Source organism: Dehalococcoidia bacterium (assembly GCA_025054935.1).
Taxonomy (GTDB): Bacteria; Chloroflexota; Dehalococcoidia; order SpSt-223; family SpSt-223; genus JANWZD01.
This window is the reverse complement of the sequence record JANWZD010000004.1, coordinates 1-19,070: the sequence shown is the minus strand read 5'-3', so window position 1 is coordinate 19,070 and position 19,070 is coordinate 1. Positions and strand designations below refer to the sequence as shown.

Annotated in this window: 18 protein-coding genes and 1 tRNA gene; 6 read left to right on the top strand and 13 right to left on the bottom strand. The window is 65.6% G+C overall.

Annotated features, from left to right (window positions below; all coding sequences use genetic code 11):
* From atpH to nifS, 10 genes are all read right to left on the bottom strand, one after another.
* Positions 1-537: an ATP synthase F1 subunit delta gene (gene atpH, locus NZ773_06360; protein MCS6801548.1), complete on the bottom strand. Its 537-nt coding sequence runs from the start codon at positions 535-537 to the stop codon at positions 1-3.
* Positions 530-1,039, bottom strand: coding sequence for a F0F1 ATP synthase subunit B (atpF, locus tag NZ773_06355; protein MCS6801547.1), 510 nt, complete (start codon positions 1,037-1,039; stop codon positions 530-532). The genes atpH and atpF overlap by 8 nt, the downstream gene beginning before the upstream one ends.
* Before the next feature lie 70 nt (positions 1,040-1,109).
* The gene (gene atpE, locus NZ773_06350) at positions 1,110-1,337 is read right to left on the bottom strand and encodes an ATP synthase F0 subunit C (GenBank protein ID MCS6801546.1); all 228 of its coding nucleotides are present in this window, start codon (positions 1,335-1,337) and stop codon (positions 1,110-1,112) included.
* Between the two features lie 73 nt (positions 1,338-1,410).
* Entirely contained in the window at positions 1,411-2,481 is a 1,071-nt protein-coding gene (atpB, locus tag NZ773_06345; GenBank protein ID MCS6801545.1) for a F0F1 ATP synthase subunit A, read from the bottom strand.
* A 17-nt stretch (positions 2,482-2,498) separates the two neighbouring features.
* Positions 2,499-2,729, bottom strand: a complete 231-nt coding sequence (locus tag NZ773_06340) for an AtpZ/AtpI family protein (GenBank protein MCS6801544.1) — start codon at positions 2,727-2,729, stop codon at positions 2,499-2,501.
* 83 nt (positions 2,730-2,812) lie between these two features.
* Positions 2,813-3,763 carry a hypothetical protein gene (locus tag NZ773_06335; GenBank protein MCS6801543.1) on the bottom strand — a complete coding sequence of 317 codons (951 nt, stop codon included), beginning with the start codon at positions 3,761-3,763 and terminating at the stop codon, positions 2,813-2,815.
* 39 nt (positions 3,764-3,802) lie between these two features.
* Entirely contained in the window at positions 3,803-4,744 is a 942-nt protein-coding gene (locus NZ773_06330) for a class I SAM-dependent methyltransferase (protein MCS6801542.1), read from the bottom strand.
* Entirely contained in the window at positions 4,741-5,715 is a 975-nt protein-coding gene (locus NZ773_06325) for an acyl-CoA dehydrogenase family protein (protein MCS6801541.1), read from the bottom strand. Before NZ773_06325 ends, NZ773_06330 begins: the two co-directional genes overlap by 4 nt.
* Positions 5,716-5,804: 89 nt before the next feature.
* Positions 5,805-6,290 carry a flavin reductase family protein gene (locus NZ773_06320; GenBank protein ID MCS6801540.1) on the bottom strand — a complete coding sequence of 162 codons (486 nt, stop codon included), beginning with the start codon at positions 6,288-6,290 and terminating at the stop codon, positions 5,805-5,807.
* 173 nt (positions 6,291-6,463) lie between these two features.
* Positions 6,464-7,630: a cysteine desulfurase NifS gene (gene nifS / locus NZ773_06315; GenBank protein MCS6801539.1), complete on the bottom strand. Its 1,167-nt coding sequence runs from the start codon at positions 7,628-7,630 to the stop codon at positions 6,464-6,466.
* Positions 7,631-7,886: 256 nt separating this feature from the next.
* On the opposite strand from nifS, the gene NZ773_06310 reads away from it, so the two are divergent.
* Positions 7,887-8,885, top strand: coding sequence for a cation diffusion facilitator family transporter (locus NZ773_06310; GenBank protein MCS6801538.1), 999 nt, complete (start codon positions 7,887-7,889; stop codon positions 8,883-8,885).
* Here the strand turns inward: NZ773_06310 and NZ773_06305 are convergent, their stop codons facing one another.
* Positions 8,886-10,142 (bottom strand): FAD-dependent oxidoreductase, encoded by a 1,257-nt coding sequence (locus NZ773_06305; protein MCS6801537.1) that lies wholly within the window; start codon positions 10,140-10,142, stop codon positions 8,886-8,888.
* Positions 10,143-10,303: 161 nt separating this feature from the next.
* Here NZ773_06305 and dnaN point away from each other — a divergent pair, with 161 nt between their 5' ends.
* On the top strand, positions 10,304-11,446 hold the full coding sequence (dnaN, locus tag NZ773_06300; protein MCS6801536.1) for a DNA polymerase III subunit beta: 1,143 nt from the start codon (positions 10,304-10,306) through the stop codon (positions 11,444-11,446).
* A 727-nt stretch (positions 11,447-12,173) separates the two neighbouring features.
* Positions 12,174-14,417: a catalase/peroxidase HPI gene (katG, locus tag NZ773_06295; GenBank protein MCS6801535.1), complete on the top strand. Its 2,244-nt coding sequence runs from the start codon at positions 12,174-12,176 to the stop codon at positions 14,415-14,417.
* A gap of 422 nt (positions 14,418-14,839) precedes the next feature.
* Here katG and NZ773_06290 read toward each other — a convergent pair whose 3' ends face one another.
* On the bottom strand, positions 14,840-15,079 hold the full coding sequence (locus NZ773_06290; GenBank protein MCS6801534.1) for a zinc ribbon domain-containing protein: 240 nt from the start codon (positions 15,077-15,079) through the stop codon (positions 14,840-14,842).
* A gap of 112 nt (positions 15,080-15,191) precedes the next feature.
* Between NZ773_06290 and NZ773_06285 the strand changes: the two genes are divergently transcribed.
* The 3 genes from NZ773_06285 to NZ773_06275 all read left to right on the top strand — a co-directional run bounded on the left by NZ773_06285 (position 15,192) and on the right by NZ773_06275 (position 18,596).
* Positions 15,192-16,634, top strand: coding sequence for a TldD/PmbA family protein (locus NZ773_06285; GenBank protein ID MCS6801533.1), 1,443 nt, complete (start codon positions 15,192-15,194; stop codon positions 16,632-16,634).
* Between the two features lie 10 nt (positions 16,635-16,644).
* On the top strand, positions 16,645-17,973 hold the full coding sequence (locus NZ773_06280) for a TldD/PmbA family protein (GenBank protein MCS6801532.1): 1,329 nt from the start codon (positions 16,645-16,647) through the stop codon (positions 17,971-17,973).
* 227 nt (positions 17,974-18,200) lie between these two features.
* A complete protein-coding gene (locus NZ773_06275; GenBank protein MCS6801531.1) occupies positions 18,201-18,596 on the top strand; it encodes a zinc-ribbon domain containing protein in 396 nt (131 codons plus the stop codon).
* 316 nt (positions 18,597-18,912) lie between these two features.
* On the opposite strand, the gene NZ773_06270 is transcribed toward NZ773_06275, so the two are convergent.
* Positions 18,913-18,987 (bottom strand) — tRNA-Met (locus NZ773_06270).
* Between the last annotated feature and the right edge of the window lie 83 nt (positions 18,988-19,070).

The following is a 19,070-nucleotide window of genomic DNA, read 5'->3' as shown; positions in this document are numbered from 1 at the left end:
TTAGCCAGCAGCCAACCGCTGCCGAAGCGCAAGCAGGCGCGTTCGGGTGCTGCCATCGATCAGCTTATCGCCAATGCGGGCGATCAAGCCGCCCAGAATTGTCGGGTCAACGGCGGTTTCGAGACGAATCTGCTTCCCCGTGATCGCCGCCAGCCGTTGTGCCACGCGCTCACGCTCGCTCTCGTCGAGGGGCACCGCGGTGGTGACGCGCGCCCGCGCGATCCCCCGCTCCTCATCGACAAGCCGGCGGTAAAAGGCAATGATGTCGTCTAGCAGCTGAAGCCGTCCCCGCTGGACAAGCAGGAGCAAAAAATTCTTCGCGAGCGGACTGACCGTTTCCGCGAAGACCGACTGAATGAGCTCGCGCTTTGCCGCAAAGGGGGCTCGCACGCTCTCGAGCGCGGCGCGCAGCTCCGGCTGCTGGAGAGCTTCGGCAATCGTCGTCAGCTCAGCATCCCACTCGTCGAAGCGGTTCTGATCCTTCGCGAGGCTGAAGATCGCTTGGGCATAGCGGCGAGCAACGGTCAGGTCAGCCATTGCGACTGCTCTGCAAGCGACCAGACTGAGCGAGCACGTCTTCGATCAAGGCGACGTGACGCTCTTTGTCGAGCGATTGCTGAATGACGCGCTCGGCAGCCATGATGGTGACATCCGCAAATTCGCGGCGCAACTCGGCGATTGCGCGGTCGCGCTCCATCTGGATCTCCGCGCGAGCCCGCGCAATAAGGGCATCGGCTTGTCTGCGGGCATCGCTCTCTGCCTCCGCCTTGACGCGGTCGGCCGTCTGGAGGGCGCGCGCGACAATCTCCTGCGCTTCCTGACGCGCCTGCTGGAGCTGTGCCTCGACTTCCTGCTGCGCCCGCGCTGTCTGCTGCTGCAGCTCGGCAGCGCGATCCATGCTCTCCTTGATGCGCCGCGCCCGCTCGTCGAGCATGCCAACGACACGCGGCCAGAGGAAGGCGCGCAGGATTAAGAAGAGGATAATGAAGTTGACAAGCTGCGCGACAAGACCGGGAAGGTTGATCCCAAGCTGATCCACGCCGCCTCCTCTGACCGGTGACGAGAGCCGCTCTGCCCGGCGCAGAGCGTGCTCCCGTCGACATGCTCGCTTAGACGAATTTGATAATTAGGGCGACGACAAACGCGTAGATCGCGATCGCTTCGGCAAACGCGATCGCGAGGATCATATTCGGACGGATTGCGTCGACCGCCTCTGGATTGCGCCCGAGCGCCTCCATGGCCTTCGCAGCCAGCATCCCGATCCCGAGCGCGGGCGCGATGGCGCCGACAGCGATAGCCAATGCCGCTGCAAACTGCCGTGCGGTTGCAAGATCCATCGTGTGCTCTTCTCCCCTTCTTGTGCTTGTCGGCGGCGCGGCCGCCGACCCGTTTCTTCAGAGGCGCCTCGCCTCAGTGATGGGCGGGCAGCGCCCGCTGCTCACTGCCGGCATGATTGCCATGGGACACTGTGCCGTGCCCGTGCTCCGCCCCATGCCCGTGCTCCGCGACGGCGGTTGCGCCGAAGACGAGGACCAGCATCGCGAAGACCGCCGCCTGAATGAAGCCAACAAACAGCTCCAGCCCCATGAACGGCAAGACAGCGAACAAGGGGATAAGGAAGACGATCACGCCGAGCAGCACTTCGCCCGCAAACATGTTCCCAAAGAGACGAAACCCAAAGCTGACGATGCGGGCAAACTCCGCGATCAGTTCGATAATCCCAAGGAAGAACCCGATCGGCCCTTCTTTGAGATTGATGAACTTGCTGGAGTAGGAGAAAAACCCGAGAGCCGAGATACCCCAATACTCAATGAACAGGAAAGCGATCAGGCCGAGCCCGAGCGTCATGTTGAGGTCGGTGTTCGCGCCGCGCAGGATCGGAATGAACTCCCGCTTCACTGGCGTTCCCGGCGGGACCGGCTCCGCAGCTGCCGGGGCTGCGAGCTTGGCCGCCTCCTCCCCGGTCGCGGCTGATTTCGCCTCCGACTTCGGCTCCGGCAGCCGGCCGCCCAACGGCACAATCCAAGGGCCGCCCGCAAAGGGCTGCACCATCGTCACATAGGGCGCGTCACCGTGGTGGTCGGCCGTTTTTCCGATGGTGAGAAAGCCGGGCAGCAGGCTCATCCAGTTCGCCGTCACAATGAAGAGAAAGATCGTTGCGGCGAAGGGGAAGAAGCGCCGACCGTTCTCTTTCCCCGCCACCTCTTCAGCGGTATTGAGCAGAAACTCAACAATCGCCTCGACGAAGTTCTGCACGCCGCTTGGCACGAGCTGCATCTTGCGCGTCGCGACGAGCGAGAGAACGAGCCAGAAAACCGTCACCAGCACCGCGGCGATGAAGGTGTTGTACACCACGAAGGGGCCGATGGAGAAGACCGCCTCCGCCGGCAAGATGACGGGGAGCTTTGGGGCGGGGATAAACAGCGCGCTGATGACCATGACCGCCAGCACAAGGACGACGATGGCGATGGCTTTGCCCACCCTAGCGCTCCTTTTCGTTAGGAGTCATGGTCCGCGAGGTCGCGGCGCGGCGCGGTCGCTTGGAGCATCATCCGAAAAGCACCCACGAGGGCAACCGTCACTCCGAGCAGGATGCCGACCAACGTGAACAGCGGCGCTGTCCCCGCGATACCGTCCAGCCAAATACCGCCGCCAATCCCGAGCCCGACAGCAACGGCGATATACCAGCCGATGCCGAGAAGCTGCAGCGGAGCGTAGCGCTTGTTCACCGGGGCGATTGTACCAGAGACAACCGGTTGCCCACGGTGTTGTGAAAATTAGCACAATCGCAGCATAGTGTCAATCGCTCCAGCTACTCCTCGACCAGCTCGATCAGCTCGCCGAGCGCGCCGCGCACGATCATGCCCGCGCCGTGATTGCGCTCCGGCAGCGGCAGCGCTCCATTGCCGACTTGGGCAATCCGGTACTCGCGGCAGCGCGCGCGGCATTCCCCGAGGTCGGCCACGCGGAGCGTCAACATCGCCAGCCCAGTGCGATGGAGGCTGGTCGGGTACACGCGCCCATGGGCGACGTCAAACTCCTCCACCTCGATCCCGGTCGCGTCTCCCGGCGGCCCGAGCAGCAGCATCGCAAAGCTCACCTCAGGGGGCGCCCCGATGATGCGGTTGACCGTCTCTTGGCGGATTGCTACTTCGACGGTCGGCCCAAGGCCGAGAAGCAGCTCGTAGAACCGCAGCACTGGCCGGCGGTCGAGGGTAGGCAGAACGACATTGAACACCCCGCTGTGGAGCGTGGTGAAGGTCGGCCGCTGGCGCGTGCCGCCGGTTGCGCGCGTAATGAACAGCTGCTCGCCTGCCGGGCCAAAGGCGGCATAGCTTGTCACTTCGATCGTTCCAAACGGGCCGGCATTGGGGAGCTGATACGGCAGCGGAGGGGAGAGCGTGGGCGCGCCAGCCGCTTGGAGGTAGTGATAGGACTCGAAGGGGTCGCGGGCATACAGTTCGAGGACGGCGAGCCCTGGGTCCCAGGGGCGGGTTTCGGGACGCGGCCGGTTCGGGGGCGCCCCGGCTGGCCCCTCGAGCAGGCGTACTGCGCCGTCGACTGCTCCCGGCGCATTAAGCAGCGCCCACTGCCGCCCCGCTAGCGACGCCCCCTCGAATGTCGCTGAATTGCCGATCGCGCCACGGGCGAGCAGATCGTAGCCCAGCCCGTCGCGGTAGAAACGGAGCGCCGCCTCGAGGGCTGGCACGACGACGGTCACTGCGTGGAGCCGCCCGACGACCCGCGGAGAAGAGGCGGTCATGGCGATGTCTCCTCCGTGGAGCGTCGGGCGAGGCAGGCGTTAGGCGGCGGCCGGCTTCCGGGCGCGGACGATCATCGCTTGACCGACGCGAACCAGCCGCTCGACATTCTCGAGGCCGAGCTCCACCAAATACTGCTCAAGCTTCAGGTCGAGATATTGGAGCATAAACGGCTCCGAGTCGCGCTTAACCGCAAGCTCGCGGCGCACGAGGTCGCCGGGCGTTTCGGCGGGCGGCCAGTCGAACCACGTCAAGGTGGCACCCGGCTTGGCAACCCGGATCATCTCGCGGCAGATAGCGCGGCCGTGATAGGTCGGCACTTCGTGGAGGACATAGCCCTCGTTGACGACGTCAAAGGTCGCATCCCCAAACGGACGCATGTCGCCCCCGTCGAGGTGGTAGAAGAAAACGTTCTTGAGGCCGCGCCGCTCCGCTTCTCGCCGCGCCCAGCGAATGCAGGAGGGAGAGAGGTCGATGCCGATCACTTCTGCTTCCGGCCACAGCTCTGCCATCACGAAGGTGATCGGGCCGACGCCGCAGCCAATATCGAGCACGCGCCCGCGCGAGAAGTCCGGATAGGCGCGCTGGAGCCAGTAGCGGGTCGTCTCCGGCTTGCCGAAGTAGAACGGCGACTTCGCGTTGAACTCGGCGACAAAGGGACCAAACGCGGGGTCCAGCGCGCCCGGCTTCGGATAGGTGTGAACCGGCTTCATAAAGTAATAGGCAGGGTATTTCGCCGGCTCGGTCGCACCGGGCGGCATCAGGTCGGTTGCGTCGAAGGGCCCATCGAGCTTCTCGCCGAGCGACCAGACAATCCGCTTGCGGAGCTTGGCGAGGCCGGGGAAGTATTTCGAGATCCAGATCCCCAAGGTCATATTGGGGCGATACTCCGGCGCGCCTTGGGGGGTGCTGCCGACCATTTCGAAGGCACGGGCGCGCGCCTCGCGGCGGTCGGCAAGATCGAGCGGGGCTTCGGTCGTCATCGCGCTCCTCGTTCGCGCCGAACGCGGCATCCCAAGACCGCGTTGGGCGATGATGTTCTTTTGAATTTCAATCGTACTGGCGGCGCGGCGTCCTGCCAAGCGCCACGAGCGGTGGACGCCATCGCCATCCTCAACGGCGCAGGGCGAGCCGGGAAAGAGAGCAGCCTGTACATCCCGTAAATCAGCGATTTGGTCTCAGCGAGCTGGCTGCGGAGCGACAGCGCTGCGGTCTCGGCACGAGCGACCTGGCCGTTCGCCTGACTGCCGAGCACGCGCAGGGCGAGCGCCCGGGTAATTCGGGCGTCGCGATACGCTGTACGCAGCCCCCGTCGGGTCTCCAGGTCATCCGAGCGACGCCGTCCCTTCCGCTCGATCGCGCGGGCGCAGGCGATCAGGCGCTTGACGTCTCCCTCGCCGCGCGTCACCGCGCCGGCGGCGGCGCGCTCGAAATCGAGCGTGACGGCCGCATGGTATCCCCGGCGGTTCTCTTTGCCAATCAGGTTGGCGCGCAGGATGCCGACGTTGTCGAGGGAGCTGACCCCGTGACGTCCGCCGTCGATCAGGGGGAACAGCCGGATTGCGACGCCGGGGCTGTTCATGTCGAGAGTGATGAATACCTGCGCGCCGCTGACGAGGTCCTCGCCGCCATCGCGCAGCGCTGTCGTCTTGAGCGAGGCAAGGTCGGAGCCGGCCTTGGGCTCGGTGGCCATCTCGCCACCGGCGATCTTGGGCAGAATGTCGCGCTTCTGCTGCCCGGAGCCGATATGCATCAGCGCGGGAGCGGCGAGGTTCACCCCAACCGAGCCGACAATGTAGGCGCTGGCGCCGGCACGGACTACCCGCTCGAAGCTCGACTGCCCCTGCCCTCCATCCTCCTTCGGCCAGTGCAGGGGCAAGGAGCCGCGCCCGCGCAGGGCGTCAACGAACCGCTGCGTCGCTGGGCCGTCGCCATTCCGGTCGGCCATCATCATCCGCTGCCTTCTTCGCGAAACGCTACCGTCTCGGGGGGATATCTGAAGCCCACCCAGCCCCCTTCTGGGGCGATTGTAGCGCGCCCGCGCTAGCCGCCGTATTTCACCCCCACTTCCTCGAGAGTCAGGATCTTCGCCTCGCGCTTCAGCCCAGCATTGGTCACTTCGAACACGACACAGCTATGGTCGCCGACCGCCACTTCGCCGACGACACGCCCTTCGACCCACGCCGGCGCGGCGGTGATGATCGGTGCGCCCGTCTCGGCCGTTTCGAACGGCTGCCCATTGATCGTTCCGTTCTCGACCTTGGACGGCTTGAAGAAAGCGAACGCGAGGTCGCGCTGGCCGGTTTCGAGAAAGGAGAGGGCACAGGAGCCGCTTGCCTTCAACGCCGCATAGAGGCCGCTGTCCTGCTTGACGCCGACCGCCACCAACGGCGGCTTGAACGAGGTTTGCGTGACCCAGTTGACGGTGCCGGCATGGAGCTCATCGCCGTTGCGCGTCCCAAGCACATACAGCCCATAGGGGATCATCAGGAGCGCTGTCTTCTTGGCGGCTTCTGCCTGCTCGTTCATCACGCCCTCCCAAGCGCGTTTTCCGAGGATGCGCTGATTGATGCCGCTGCATGATACTGCGCTCTCTGCTCGCCGGCGCGCCGGCCAGCGCTTGGCTGATGGTGCCGCTCATCGCCGAGCCGAGCGCAGCATTCTCTATCGCGCTCGCACCGCTTTCTCCGGTCCGGCAGGGGTCACGCCTTGGCGGAGACGGCACGCAGCCGCGCCACAATCGGCGGAAGGACGTCGAGCACTGTCTGAATGTCAGCGTCGGTCGTCTCGGGACCGAGGGTGAGGCGGAGGCTGCCGCGCGCGATCTCTGCCGGCAGCCCCATCGCGGTGAGCACGTGAGAGGGCTCGAGGGAAGCTGAGGTGCACGCCGAGCCGCTCGAGGCGGCAATGCCCGCGAGATCGAGCGCCATCAGCAGCGACTCGCCATCGACGCCTTCGAAGCAGAAACTGGCATTGTTGGCGAGCCGCCGCCAGCGATGGCCATTCAACCGCGCACCCGGGATGCAGGCGAGCACGCCGTCGATCAGCCGGTCGCGCAGCCGCTCAACCCGCGGCTGGACGGTCGCCCGCTCGCGCATCACGACTTCCAGCGCGGCCGCCATGCCGACGATGCCGGGGACATTCTCGGTGCCCGCGCGGCGGTTGCGCTCTTGGGAGCCGCCGTACTGCTGGGGCTGGAACGGCGTGCCGCGCCGGAGGTAGAGCAGGCCGACCCCCTTCGGCCCGCCAAACTTATGCGCCGAGAGCGAGAGCAGGTCGACGCCAAGCGTGTCGACATCGAGGTCAAGATAGCCGGGCGCCTGCACCGCATCGGTATGGAACCAGATGCGGCGCGGCTGCGCGCGCAAGAGCGCAGCGATCTCGCGGATAGGCTGGATCGTGCCGACTTCGTTGTTCGCCAACATGACGGAGACAAGGATCGTCCGCTCGGTCAGGGCAGCAGCGACCGCCTCGGGCGAGACGAGCCCATCGCCGTCCACCGGAAGATACGTCACCTCGAAGCCGAACTTCTCGAGGTAGTCACACGTATGCAAAACCGCGTGGTGCTCGATTGCGGTGGTGACTAGATGATTGCCCGTGGCGCGAGCAGCAAACGCGACCCCTTTGAGCGCGGTGTTGTCGGACTCGGTGCCGCCGCTGGTAAAGATAAGGTCTGCGGGACGGCAGCCCAGCCACTGCGCGATCCGCTCGCGCGCGTCGTCGAGGGCCTGACGCGCTTCGCGGGCAAGACCGTAGATACTTGACGGATTGCCGAAGCGCTCCGAGAAGTAAGGCAGCATCGCTTCCAGCGCCTCGGGATGGACCGGCGAGGTCGCCGCGTAATCGAGATAGATCGGTCGCCGGACCACACTCCCTCCTTGCCCGCGGAAGTTCGGCCTCTCATTGTACCAGCACCACCCGCCAATCGGCTGCTGAGCTGATGAGAGCGGATCTCGAACTGGAAATGGCTAGACACCTGTAGTGTATCTTGCCGATTTCGACGAAGATGATCATCTTATGGCTGCATTCTCACTCTCTTTCGTCTCTTCTTTTTTCGAGTGCGGCTCCCGGCAGTCGTCTGCGGGGGATGCTTTTCTCACGGCAACGATCGTGTATGATTGTGGCGTGGCGATACGACGAAGCGCGGTAAGTGTGCGTGATGCCCTGCACTGTCATGTTCCCCAAGGCAGTCACGACGATCATGACCATGCTAGCGCGTCCGGCCATCAGCTGCTCGGAACAAGCCGCCGTCGTCTCGCGCTCGCGCTGGGCGTAACCGCGGTCTTCTTTGTCGTTCAGTTTATCGGCGGGCTCTGGACCGGCTCGCTTGCGCTGCTCGCCGACTCCGCCCATCTGCTGGGAGACGCGGGAGCACTGCTGCTCGCCCTCGGCGCAGCGTGGCTGGCGGCGAAGCCCGCGACGAGAGAACGGACATTCGGATTTCGCCGGGCGGAGATACTGGCCGCGCTCATTAATGGGCTTACTCTCGTGGCTGCCGCACTCTGGATCGGCCACGAAGCGTTTGAGCGCCTGCAGGACCCCCGCCCGATCGCGACAGGGCCGATGCTCCTTATTGCGGTGGCTGGTCTTGCCGCGAATGTCGTCAGCCTGCGGATCCTCGGCCATGGGCACGGGTTGAACGAGCGGGGCGCTTATCTCCATGTGCTGAGCGACTTGCTCGGCTCGATCGCCGTGATTGCGGCCGGCCTCTTGATCGCCGCCTTCGGGTGGTATCTTGCAGACCCGATTTTGAGCGTCTTCATCGGCGGGCTCGTGCTGATCAGCGCATTTCGCCTCATCAAAGAAGCGGTCGATGTGCTGATGCTCGTCGCGCCGCGCCATCTCGACGTGACGGCAATTGCCCGGCGCATGAACGAGACGCCGGGCGTGGTCGCGGTTCACGACCTCCATCTCTGGACGGTAACGAGCGGCTTTGTCTCCCTTTCCGCCCACGTTCTCATTGCCGCGAGCGCCGAGCCGTGCAAGGTCCTCGAAGCGCTCACCGAACTGCTGCATCACGAGTTCGGGATCGAACATTCCACGCTTCAGCTCGAGCATGAGTCCGCGACGGCCGCAATTCATCATGACTGCGTCCCGTGCGCGGAGTCGGCGCTTCCCCGCTAGTCAGGGAGCGCGGCGGCGGTCGCTCCACTCGCGCAGTAGGCTCATCCCGCCGAGCGCCTCGATATAACGCTGTTCGGTGAAGTGCTTGACCGCCAGGCCGGCCAGTCCGCGGAGCGTCAGCGGACCGACCCGCGCTACCGCAGTATCCCGACCGAGCGAGATCGCTTCGCCAAGATACGCCGGGCGGAACGGGCGAAGGGAACGGCCGGTGCGGGCGCGGGCGACGTTCTCGGCCGCGGCGCGCGCTGCCTGGGTCGCAAGTTGGGCGGAGGCTGGCAGCCGCTCGCCCGATCGGGGGTCGATCACGGCGAGACAGTCGCCGATGACGAACACGTCGGGCAGGTCGGGCACGCGGAGAAACTCATCGGTCGCGAGAGCGCGCTGGCGCAATGGGAGCCCGGCAGCCGCAACTACGGACGGCAGGCGGATCCCGCCCGCCCAGATCATCGTCCGCGTGACGAGGCGGGCGCCGGAGGCGAGAGAGACGACCCCAGGAGCGACCGCGGTGATCGGCTCATCAAGCCGAATTTCGACCCCTTTCGCGCGCAGCACGCGTGCCGCCTCGCGGCCGAGCTCAGCGGGAAAGCGCGGCAGGAGGGTGGGGGTCGCCTCAACGAGAACGACCCGCCCGCCGGGGGGGCGGTTCCAGTCGTCGCGCAGCCAGTCGGCCAATTCTCCCGCCAGCTGGACACCGGTCGCGCCGCCGCCGCCGATGACAATGGTCTGCCACGCCTCCCGCTCGGCGGGGGCAGCGGCGGCTAAGCCGGAGCGCAAGGTCTCGAGATGCGCTCGCAGCCGGCGGGCATCCTCGAGCCAGCGCAGGCAGAAGGCGTCGCCCACTCCGGGAATACCGGCATCGCTCACCTCACTGCCGAGCGCGATGACCAGCCAGCGGTAGCCAACCGGCCCTTGGTCCGTGATCACGTGGCGAGCGGCGAAGTCGAAGCCGGTGACCGTTCGCTGCGCAACCCGGACCCCATTGCGGACGCGCTCAAAGGGGATGCCGAGACGATCGACCGGCGTCGTAAAGGCCGCCCCTTCGTGCAGTTGGATGACCAACTGATGCACTGTCTCCCGGTCGAGAAGCAGGATGTCGCAATCGGGAAGCAGCTGGTGGAGCGTCCGAGCAAAGGTGAGCCCGCCGTAGCCGCCCCCCAGAACGAGGACCTCGGCGTTCATCGAGGGGGCAGGCAGCAGGGAAAAATCGTCATACCAGAATCTTGCCAGAGTGCGCCGCGCCGCGCTATCGCCGGTCACGCCCCAACATCTAGGGGGCAATCCGCAAAAAGAGGGTGCATCTTGGCGATCGAACTGCGTTCTTCTTGCTGGGAGGGGGGAGCGTTGCTATACTGCACCGCCACCTGCTTTCATCCTAAGCTGCATCGGGCTTGGATTGGACATTCGAGCGAGGAGTGGCAATGCGGGTCTCGTGCCTTCAGGAGAACCTCAAGCGTGGGCTGAGCATCGTAGGCCGCGCCGTGGCGACGAAGTCGACGCTGCCGATCACGGGGAACATCCTGTTGGCGACCGACGAAGGCCGGCTGCGGCTCTCGGCCACCAATCTTGAGATCGGGATCACCTGCTGGATCGGCGCGAAGGTCGAGGAGGAAGGCGCGATCACGATCCCCGCCAAGCTGCTCACCGAGTTCGTCAGCGCCCTGCCGAACGACCGGATCGATCTTTCCCTGAGCGGCAAGATCCTGCGGCTGAAGTGCGCGCGCTTCGAGGCGCGGATGAACGGCCAAGACGCGGATGACTTCCCGCCGGTGACGACGTGGGAGACCCTAGAAGGCGACCGCGCGTCGGTCACCCTCGACCCGGAAACGCTGCGCGAGGCGATTGGGCAGGTGGTCTTTGCTGCGGCGACCGACGAAGCGCGCCCGGTGCTCGCCGGCGTCCTGCTCCAAGTTGGGGAAGACGAGATGACGATGGCGGCGGCAGACGGCTTCCGCCTGTCCGTCCGGCGGCTGCCGGTGCTGGACCGGAGCGGCGACGGGCCGGTGGAGATCATTGTGCCGGCCAAGTCGCTTTCGGAGGTGGGGCGCCTCCTCGCTGACCAAGACGACCCCGTGTATGTTGCCCTTCCTCGCGGCAAAGGGCAGATCGTCTTTCACCTGAATGGCGTCGACGTGGTGTCGCAGCTGATCCAGGGCAATTTCCCAAATTACGCTCAGCTGATCCCCACCGACTATGCCAGTCGCGTTGTTGTCAATACGGCGGATTTTCTCGCAGCCACTCGTCCGGCGGCGATCTTCGCCCGCGACAGCAACGGGATCGTCCGCATCGAGACCTTTCCAGGCGGAGAGCTTGCGCCGGGGAAGATGATCATCCGCGCTCGCGCCGAAGAGCTTGGAGACAACCAAGGCGAGATCGACGCGGTGGTCGAAGGCAGCGAAGCGAAGATCGCCTTCAACGCGAAATATCTCACCGACGTGCTGTCGGTCTTAGACACGCCCCAAGTGGCCCTCGAAACAAAGAGCCCCTCCTCGCCCGGCGTTGTCCGTCCTGTCGGCGAAGACTCGTTTACCCACGTCATCATGCCGATGTTCGTGACGTGGTAAGCCGGCGTCAGAAAAACACGCCTGCTCTCACTAGCGCCCCGCTCGCAGGAGAGGAAGGAGCGCGGGGTCTTGCCGTGAGCATGGCTGGCGCCCTGCAGCCAGCAGCGAGCCGGCACGCGGTTGTTCCTCTTCCGTAATAGAGATCCATCGCGCAACATGCTCCCGACACGCCGCTTCCTCTTCTCGTCGAGGAAAGCGTGCCTCCGGGATCGGCAGGCGCAAGGACACTGCCACGCTGCCATCAACGGCATGCCGCCCAAGAGAGCACTTTCGACAAGCGTTAGAACCGCGTTAGAACGATATAAGAATCGCCGTCCAAGGCAGGAGAGCAGCAGCACCGGGGGATCCCGGGTGACAGCGAGAATGCAGTATGATCGCCTCGACTGTCACCAAGTGACAGCGTCGTCCGACGGCAACAGCGTCGGCCGGGCGGCCGCGAGGGCCGCGCTGCAGCGAGCCTGCCGTCCCGTTGGTCGCGCGGAGACGGACGCCCGCCGCGCAAGACCGCTCGCGCTTGCCGGGTCAGACGTGCCGCGGGGAGATGGCGCCTGCCCCGCCGGAAGCCGCTCGCCTGCGCCATACCAGCGCGCGTGCCGGGCGGGAGGAGTCGGCTGAGGCCGCGACGGCCATCGTGCCCCACCGGCGGACACCACAGTATGAGAGGAGAGGGACCGACGTGACTGAGACGAAAAACGTCACCAGCAGCACCGGCTCGAGCGAAGCGCCTATCATCGCCGCAACTCCCCCTCAGCGACGCCGACCTCGCACCAACCGAGACTGGTGGCCGAACCAGCTTGACCTGTCAGTGCTGCGCCAGCACTGCCCAGCGTCCAGCCCGATGGACCCGGATTTTGACTACGCCGAGGCTTTCAAAGAGCTCGACGTTGAGGCGCTGCGCAAAGACCTGATCGAGCTGATGACAACGCCCCAGGACTGGTGGCCCGCTGACTATGGCCACTACGGCCCGCTCTTCATCCGAATGAGCTGGCACGCCGCCGGCACCTACCGCATCACCGACGGCCGCGGCGGCGGCGGTGACGGCTCGCAGCGGTTTGCCCCGCTGAACAGTTGGCCCGACAACGCCAACTTGGATAAGGCGCGCCGCCTGCTGTGGCCCATCAAGAAGAAGTACGGCAACAAGATCTCCTGGGCTGACCTGCTGGTCTACGCCGGCAACGTCGCTATGGAGGCGATGGGCTTCAAGACGTTCGGCTTCGCCTTCGGTCGGCCGGATATCTGGGAAGCGCCGATGGTCGACTGGGGTGCAGAAGAGCAGTGGCTCGCCGACCAGCGTCACACGCCAGACGGCGAGTTGGTCGGCCCCTATGCCGCCGACCATATGGGCCTGATCTACGTCAACCCCGAGGGGCCGGGCGGCAACCCAGACCCCGTGCTCGCAGCCAAATACATCCGCCAGACGTTCGGCCGGATGGCCATGAACGATGAAGAGACCGTCGCCCTCATCGTCGGCGGGCACACCTTTGGCAAGATGCACGGCGCGGTCAGCTCGGAATACATCGGCCCCGACCCCGAGGCCGCTCCCCTCGAGGAGCAAGGGCTCGGCTGGAAGAACACCTACCACAACGGCCCCGGCCCGCACATCACCACGAGCGGTCTCGAAGGCGCGTGGACGAGCACTCCGACGAAGTGGGACTACGAGTATCTCGAGAACCTCTTCAAGTACGACTGGGAGCTCGTCACGAGCCCGGCCGGCGGCAAGCAGTGGAAGGCGAAAAACCCCGAAGCGCAGGAGAAGGTCCCCGACGCGTTCGACCCAAACAAGCGCCACGCGCCGGTGATGACCACGGCTGACCTCGCTCTCCGCTTCGACCCGGTCTACGAGAAGATCGCGCGGCGGTTCTACGAGCATCCGGAGGAGCTGGAAGAGGCCTTCGCCAAGGCGTGGTATAAGCTGCTCCACCGCGATATGGGGCCGCTCTCCCGCTATCTCGGCCCCTGGGTGCCCGAGCCGCAGCTCTGGCAAGACCCCGTTCCGCCGGTCGACCATGAGCTGATCGACGAGAACGACATCGCCAACCTGAAGCGGATGATCCTGGCCTCCGGCCTGTCGATCCCCGAGCTGGTCGCGACGGCGTGGGGCGCGGCAGCCAGCTTCCGCGGCACCGACAAGCGGGGCGGCGCGAACGGCGCTCGCATCCGCCTTGCCCCCCAGAAAGACTGGGAGTCGAATGAGCCCGCCCGGCTGGCGCGCGTGCTTGCAACGCTCGAGCGCATCCAGCAGGAGTTCAACGCCGCTCAGACGGGCAACAAGAAGGTCTCGCTTGCTGACCTGATCGTCCTTGGCGGGTGCGCGGCCGTTGAGCAGGCGGCGCGGAATGCCGGCTTCGACATTACCGTGCCCTTCGCTCCCGGCCGGACCGATGCCTCCCAAGAGCAGACGGACGCCGAGTCGTTCAACGTCCTCGAACCGCTCGCGGACGGCTTCCGCAACTACATCCGCGCCAAGGAGACGCTGACGCACGACCATCTGCAGCGGCCGAACCCCTTGACCCACACGCCCGAGGAGCTGCTCATCGAGCGTGCCGCGCTTCTGACGCTCACTCCGCCGGAGATGACGGTGCTTGTCGGCGGCATGCGCGTTCTGAACGCGAACTACGGGCAGTCGCGCCACGGCGTCTTCACCACCCGGCCGGAAGCGCTGACGAACGACTTCTTCGTCAACCTCCTCGATATGAGCACCGAGTGGAAGAAGTCGAGCTCGCAGGAGGGGGTCTACGAAGGGTACGACCGCGCAACTGGTCAGCTGAAGTGGACCGCGACCGCTGTCGACTTGGTGTTCGGCGCTCACTCCGAGCTGCGCGCCCTTTGCGAGGTCTACGCCCAGGACGACTGCAAAGAGAAGTTCGTCCGCGACTTCGTGGCCGCTTGGAACAAGGTGATGAACCTTGACCGCTACGACCTTCGCATCAAGCGCAACGGCTCGAAGCCGGCCGGCACACCAGCCCACTAACTCGCTGCCGTTTCGGCCCTGCCGCGCGGGCAGCCGCTCGTGGCCGCCCGCGCGGTTCTCTTTCTCGCGCAGATTGGCGTTCACTCGCGAGCGCGAAGCGGTGCCGTTCTCTCGCCGCAGCGCGCACAACGAGCCTCGCCACCTCTCCTCCCGACGCTGCTGGCGGCCTTCAGCCTCACTAGCAGCGCCGCCTCCCCCAGCGAGCGCTTATCGGCGCGCCACGCTCCCCCGCTCGCGAAGACCACTTCCCCTCACGCAGGCACCACGGGCCTGCCCGGCGGCGTGCTCCTGCCTTTTCGCCGCACGACGCCGCAGTACGCAGGAGCGAGCGCGGCACCGCTCCGTCCATCAGCGCTCGCGAGAGCATGAGCTCGGTGCCGCGCCTTCCAAAAGGTTTGAGCAGTGGAAGAAGATCAGGGCGCTCAGTTGAGCGATGCGCCGCAGCCGCAAGCGCCGCCGCAGCAGCCGCCGCCCGGCGCGGCGAGGCTCTCCTCGGCCGACGAGGCACCGTCGCCACGCGCGATCGTCGCAAACAAGGAGAGGACCCGCTTCGCGGGCGCACCGCAGTCCGGGCAAGCAGTCGGCTCATCCAGTTGGCTCATCGGCCGCCGCACTTGAAACAGCTTGCGCTCCTCAACACAGCGATATTCGTAAATCGGCATCTGGACCACTCCGCCTGCGGGCGTTACACGTTCGAGAGAAGGCGCAGGCACGCCGACAGCAGCGCCTGCACACGGCCGATAATACCGCAAAATCGAGCGAAGGGGGAACGCTGTGCGCGATGTCGCCCAACGCGCTTTAGATACCGCTATCAGCCGGGGCGCTCAGTACGCCGACGTGCGCGTGGTGGAGCTACGACGGGAGAGCGTTGCCGTCAAGAACGGAGCCGTTGACGCTATCACCTCCGAAGAGAGCGCCGGTTTCGGCGTGCGCGTTGTCGTCGACGGCGCGTGGGGCTTCGCGAGTTCTGCGATCCTGAGCACAGCCGAGGCCGACCGGGTTGCGGCGCTCGCAGTCGCGATCGGGCGTGCCTCCGCGCTGCTTTCACTTCGACCTGTCACGCTGGGCCCGCCCGTGACGACCCGCGGCCGCTATGTCACCCCAGTCATCCGCGACCCTTTCACCGTTTCGCTCGAGGAACGGCTTGCTCTCCTCCTCGCCGCCGACGAAGCGATGCGCCGTCAGCCGGCCATTGTCGTCGCGGAGGGGAGGGTCGGCTGTGAGCGGCAGCGGAAGCTGTTCCTCAACTCGGAAGGGGCAGACGTCGAACAGGAGCTGACCGAGACCGGCGTGGCGATCGAGTGCACCGCCCGCGCTGAGGACGAGCTCCAGACGCGTTCTTACCCCAACAGTTTCGGTCTCCATATGGGCACGGCAGGCTGGGAGTTCGTCGAGCAGCAGCAGATCCTTGCCCATGCTGAGCGGATCGCCGACGAGGCGGCCGCGCTGCTGACCGCCAAGCAGTGCCCTCCGGGAGTTACCACGGTCATCCTCGACTCCTCTCAGACCGCGCTCCAAGTGCACGAAAGCTGCGGCCACGCGATCGAGCTCGACCGGGTCTTCGGCAGCGAAGCCGCGTACGCCGGCACGAGCTTTCTCACCCCCGACAAGCTCGGGACCTATCAGTACGGCTCTGAGCATGTCACGATCGTCGCCGACGCAACGATCCCCGGCGGGTTAGGCACCTTCGGTTTCGATGACGAGGGCGTTCCAGCACAGCGGACAACGATCGTCGACCGCGGCCGCTTTGTCGGCTACCTCACCTCACGGGAGACGGCGGCGCAGCTTGGCCAAGCAAGCAATGGTACTATGCGCGCCGATGGCTGGAACCGGCTCCCGCTCATCCGCATGACCAACATCAATCTCGAACCGGGAACGTGGACGCTTGAGGACCTCATCGCCGACACCGACGAAGGGATTCTGATGCAGACAAACCGGTCGTGGAGCATCGACGACCGCCGCTGGAACTTCCAGTTCGGCACCCAAATCGCTTGGGAGATCCGCGGCGGTAAGCGCGGAGCGCTTCTCAAGAACGCTACCTATGCCGGCATCACTCCGGAGTTCTGGCGCAGCTGCGATGCGGTCTGCAATCGCGAGGAGTGGATCGTCTGGGGCCTGCCGAACTGCGGCAAGGGGCAGCCGCCGCAAACCATGCATGTCGGCCACGGCGCTGCTCCTGCCCGCTTCCGGAATGTCCGCGTCGGCCTACTGCGCTAGGGAGCCCGCGATGCTGACCGACCGTGAATTGCGTGCCCTCGCTGATACCGCATTCGCCGCCAGCGCTGCCGACCAGACTGAGGTCGTCGTGCGCGAGGTAGACGCGGCGCTTACCCGCTTCGCCAACAACAGCATCCATCAGAATGTGGCGGAGCGAAACGTCGAGTTCACCGTCCGTGCGGTTGTCGGGCGTCGTCTTGGCGTTGCTACCGGCAACGACCTCTCGCCCGGGGGCATTCGCCGCGTCGTCGAGCGTGCGAGCATACTCGCTCAGCACTCGCCCGAACTCCCCGACTTTCAGTCGTTGCCCCGTCCGCAGCCGCTCCCCTCCAACGACGGCTGGTCCGAGACAACGGCAGCCTCCTCTCCTGAGGCGCGAGCTCGCTTCGCGCTCCCCGTCTGCCGGCGCGCTGCCGAGGCAGGCTTCGTCGCCTCGGGGTACGTCGAGATACGCGCGGAACAGATAACCGTCGCCAACTCCCTCGGACTGTTCGCCTCTACCCGTCGGACAAGTGCCGGAGCGATGGCCGTCGTGCAGGGCGACGGCGGTTCGGGCTACGCCGATCGCTTCGCGCGAGATGCTGCCCAGATCGACCCGATGGAGCTTGCTGAGGAGGCACTCGGACGCGCTCGACGCAGCCGCAACCCGATCGAAGTCGCGCCGGGGGAGTACGACGTTGTGCTCGAGCCGTATGCTGTCGCCGACATCCTCTCCGCTCTCAGCTTTTTAGGGTTTGGGGCGCGGAGCGTGCAAGACCAGACCAGCTTCCTCAGCGGACGTTTCGGCGAGCGCGTGATGGGCGAGAACATCTCCATTTGGGACGACCCGAGGGGAGAAGAGGTAATCCCGGAGCCGTTTGACCCGGAGGGAGTGCCCAGCCGGCGCGTCGATCTCATCGTCAAGGGCGTTGCGGCGGGGGTCGTCTACGACACCCTCACCGCCAGCCGTGCAGGGAAGGAGTCAACGGGCCACGCTCTTCCCCCCGGCTCGACCTTTGGGCCGCTCGCGCGCCATCTCTATCTTGCCCCGGGCACCGACGACGATCTGGTCCGCGCTGTCGACCGAGGATTGCTCGTCACCCGTTTCTGGTATACCCGTCCTGTCCACCCGCTGACAGTGACGATGACCGGCATGACGCGGGACGGAGTGTTTCTCATCGAGCGCGGAGAAGTTGTCGCCGCCGTCAAGAACCTCCGCTTCACCCACAGCTACCTCGCCGCTCTCAATGCCGTCACCGGGATCAGCCGGCGCACCAAGCTTGAAATCGACGAGATCAACACCGTCGTTCCTCGTCTGCGCGTTGCAGGATGGCGCTTCACCAGCGCGACAGCACACTGAGCCAATTGCACCGGCACTCGACGCATCGCCGTGCTGGGCGCCGGCAGTTCGTCGCTGCGCCGCCGGCAATGCTAGCAATTTCCGGGAGGATCGAGTACAGTTGGAGCGGCATGACTCGGTAGCGGCCGACACAAGCGAGCCAGCTTTGACCCGTCAGGGCAGCATGGTCCCCTGTGAAGTTGCGCTGACCGAAGCACAACCACACTACCCTCTAAGGAGTCAGCGCAATGCGAGACAAGACCCTCACCTGCCGCGATTGCGGAACAACGTTTCTCTTCACCGAAGGAGAGCAGACGTTCTACGCAAGCAAAGGGCTAACGAACGATCCGTCCCGATGCCCAGAATGCCGCGCCGAGCGCAAACGCGCGCGAAGTGAAGGCGGCTACGCCTCATCGGGCAGCTACCACAGCGGATACGGAAGCAGCTATTCCAGCGGGAACTACGACCGGCGCGCCCGCACGATGCACCCGGCGACCTGCAGCGCCTGCGGCAAGGAGACGGAAGTGCCCTTCCAGCCGCGCGGCGACCGACCGGTATATTGCTCGTCCTGCTACGAAAGGCGTAGCACCTCGTTCTCTAGCAGCGGACGGAGCAACGGCCGGAGCAACCGGGGCCGGTGGTAACCGTCTCCTCTCGTAGATAGCGCGCCGATGGCGCTCTTCCAGCTTTTCGAACCGCCCTGCTGACGGCGAGGGAGGAAGCTCGCCTGCCAGACGCGGCACTTTCGCCCTGTCCGAACGTTTTGGGCTGCCGCCTCAGCCAGAGAGCCCCGCTCTTCGTGAAGGGAGCGGGGCTTCTCGCTCGTTCCGCGGGTTCCGGGTCAAAAGGGATGGCGAAGCACGGGCCGCGCTCCCCCGCTCAGCAGGGCATCGACCGCGGCCGGGGCGGCCGCGATAGCTCGGCGAAAAAGAAAGAACGGGATCGTGTGCGATCCCGTTCTGGTAGCGGGAGGAGGATTCGAACCTCCGACCTCCGGGTTATGAGCCCGACGAGCTGCCACTGCTCTATCCCGCGGCGACTCCCCGGCAGTGACCTATTCTCCCACCCGGTTGCCCGGGCAGTACCGTCGGCGCTGGAGCGTTTCACGACCGTGTTCG

What these genes read in the sequence shown, in the direction of transcription:
- atpH (MCS6801548.1), bottom strand. Translation starts at nt 537, where the DNA reads ATGGCTGACCTGACCGTTGCTCGCCGCTATGCCCAAGCGATCTTCAGC.
- atpE (MCS6801546.1), bottom strand. Translation starts at nt 1,337, where the DNA reads ATGGATCTTGCAACCGCACGGCAGTTTGCAGCGGCATTGGCTATCGCT.
- NZ773_06335 (MCS6801543.1), bottom strand. Translation starts at nt 3,763, where the DNA reads ATGACCGCCTCTTCTCCGCGGGTCGTCGGGCGGCTCCACGCAGTGACC.
- NZ773_06330 (MCS6801542.1), bottom strand. Translation starts at nt 4,744, where the DNA reads ATGACGACCGAAGCCCCGCTCGATCTTGCCGACCGCCGCGAGGCGCGC.
- NZ773_06325 (MCS6801541.1), bottom strand. Translation starts at nt 5,715, where the DNA reads ATGATGATGGCCGACCGGAATGGCGACGGCCCAGCGACGCAGCGGTTC.
- NZ773_06320 (MCS6801540.1), bottom strand. Translation starts at nt 6,290, where the DNA reads ATGAACGAGCAGGCAGAAGCCGCCAAGAAGACAGCGCTCCTGATGATC.
- dnaN (MCS6801536.1), top strand. Translation starts at nt 10,304, where the DNA reads ATGCGGGTCTCGTGCCTTCAGGAGAACCTCAAGCGTGGGCTGAGCATC.
- NZ773_06290 (MCS6801534.1), bottom strand. Translation starts at nt 15,079, where the DNA reads ATGCCGATTTACGAATATCGCTGTGTTGAGGAGCGCAAGCTGTTTCAA.
- NZ773_06280 (MCS6801532.1), top strand. Translation starts at nt 16,645, where the DNA reads ATGCTGACCGACCGTGAATTGCGTGCCCTCGCTGATACCGCATTCGCC.
- NZ773_06275 (MCS6801531.1), top strand. Translation starts at nt 18,201, where the DNA reads ATGCGAGACAAGACCCTCACCTGCCGCGATTGCGGAACAACGTTTCTC.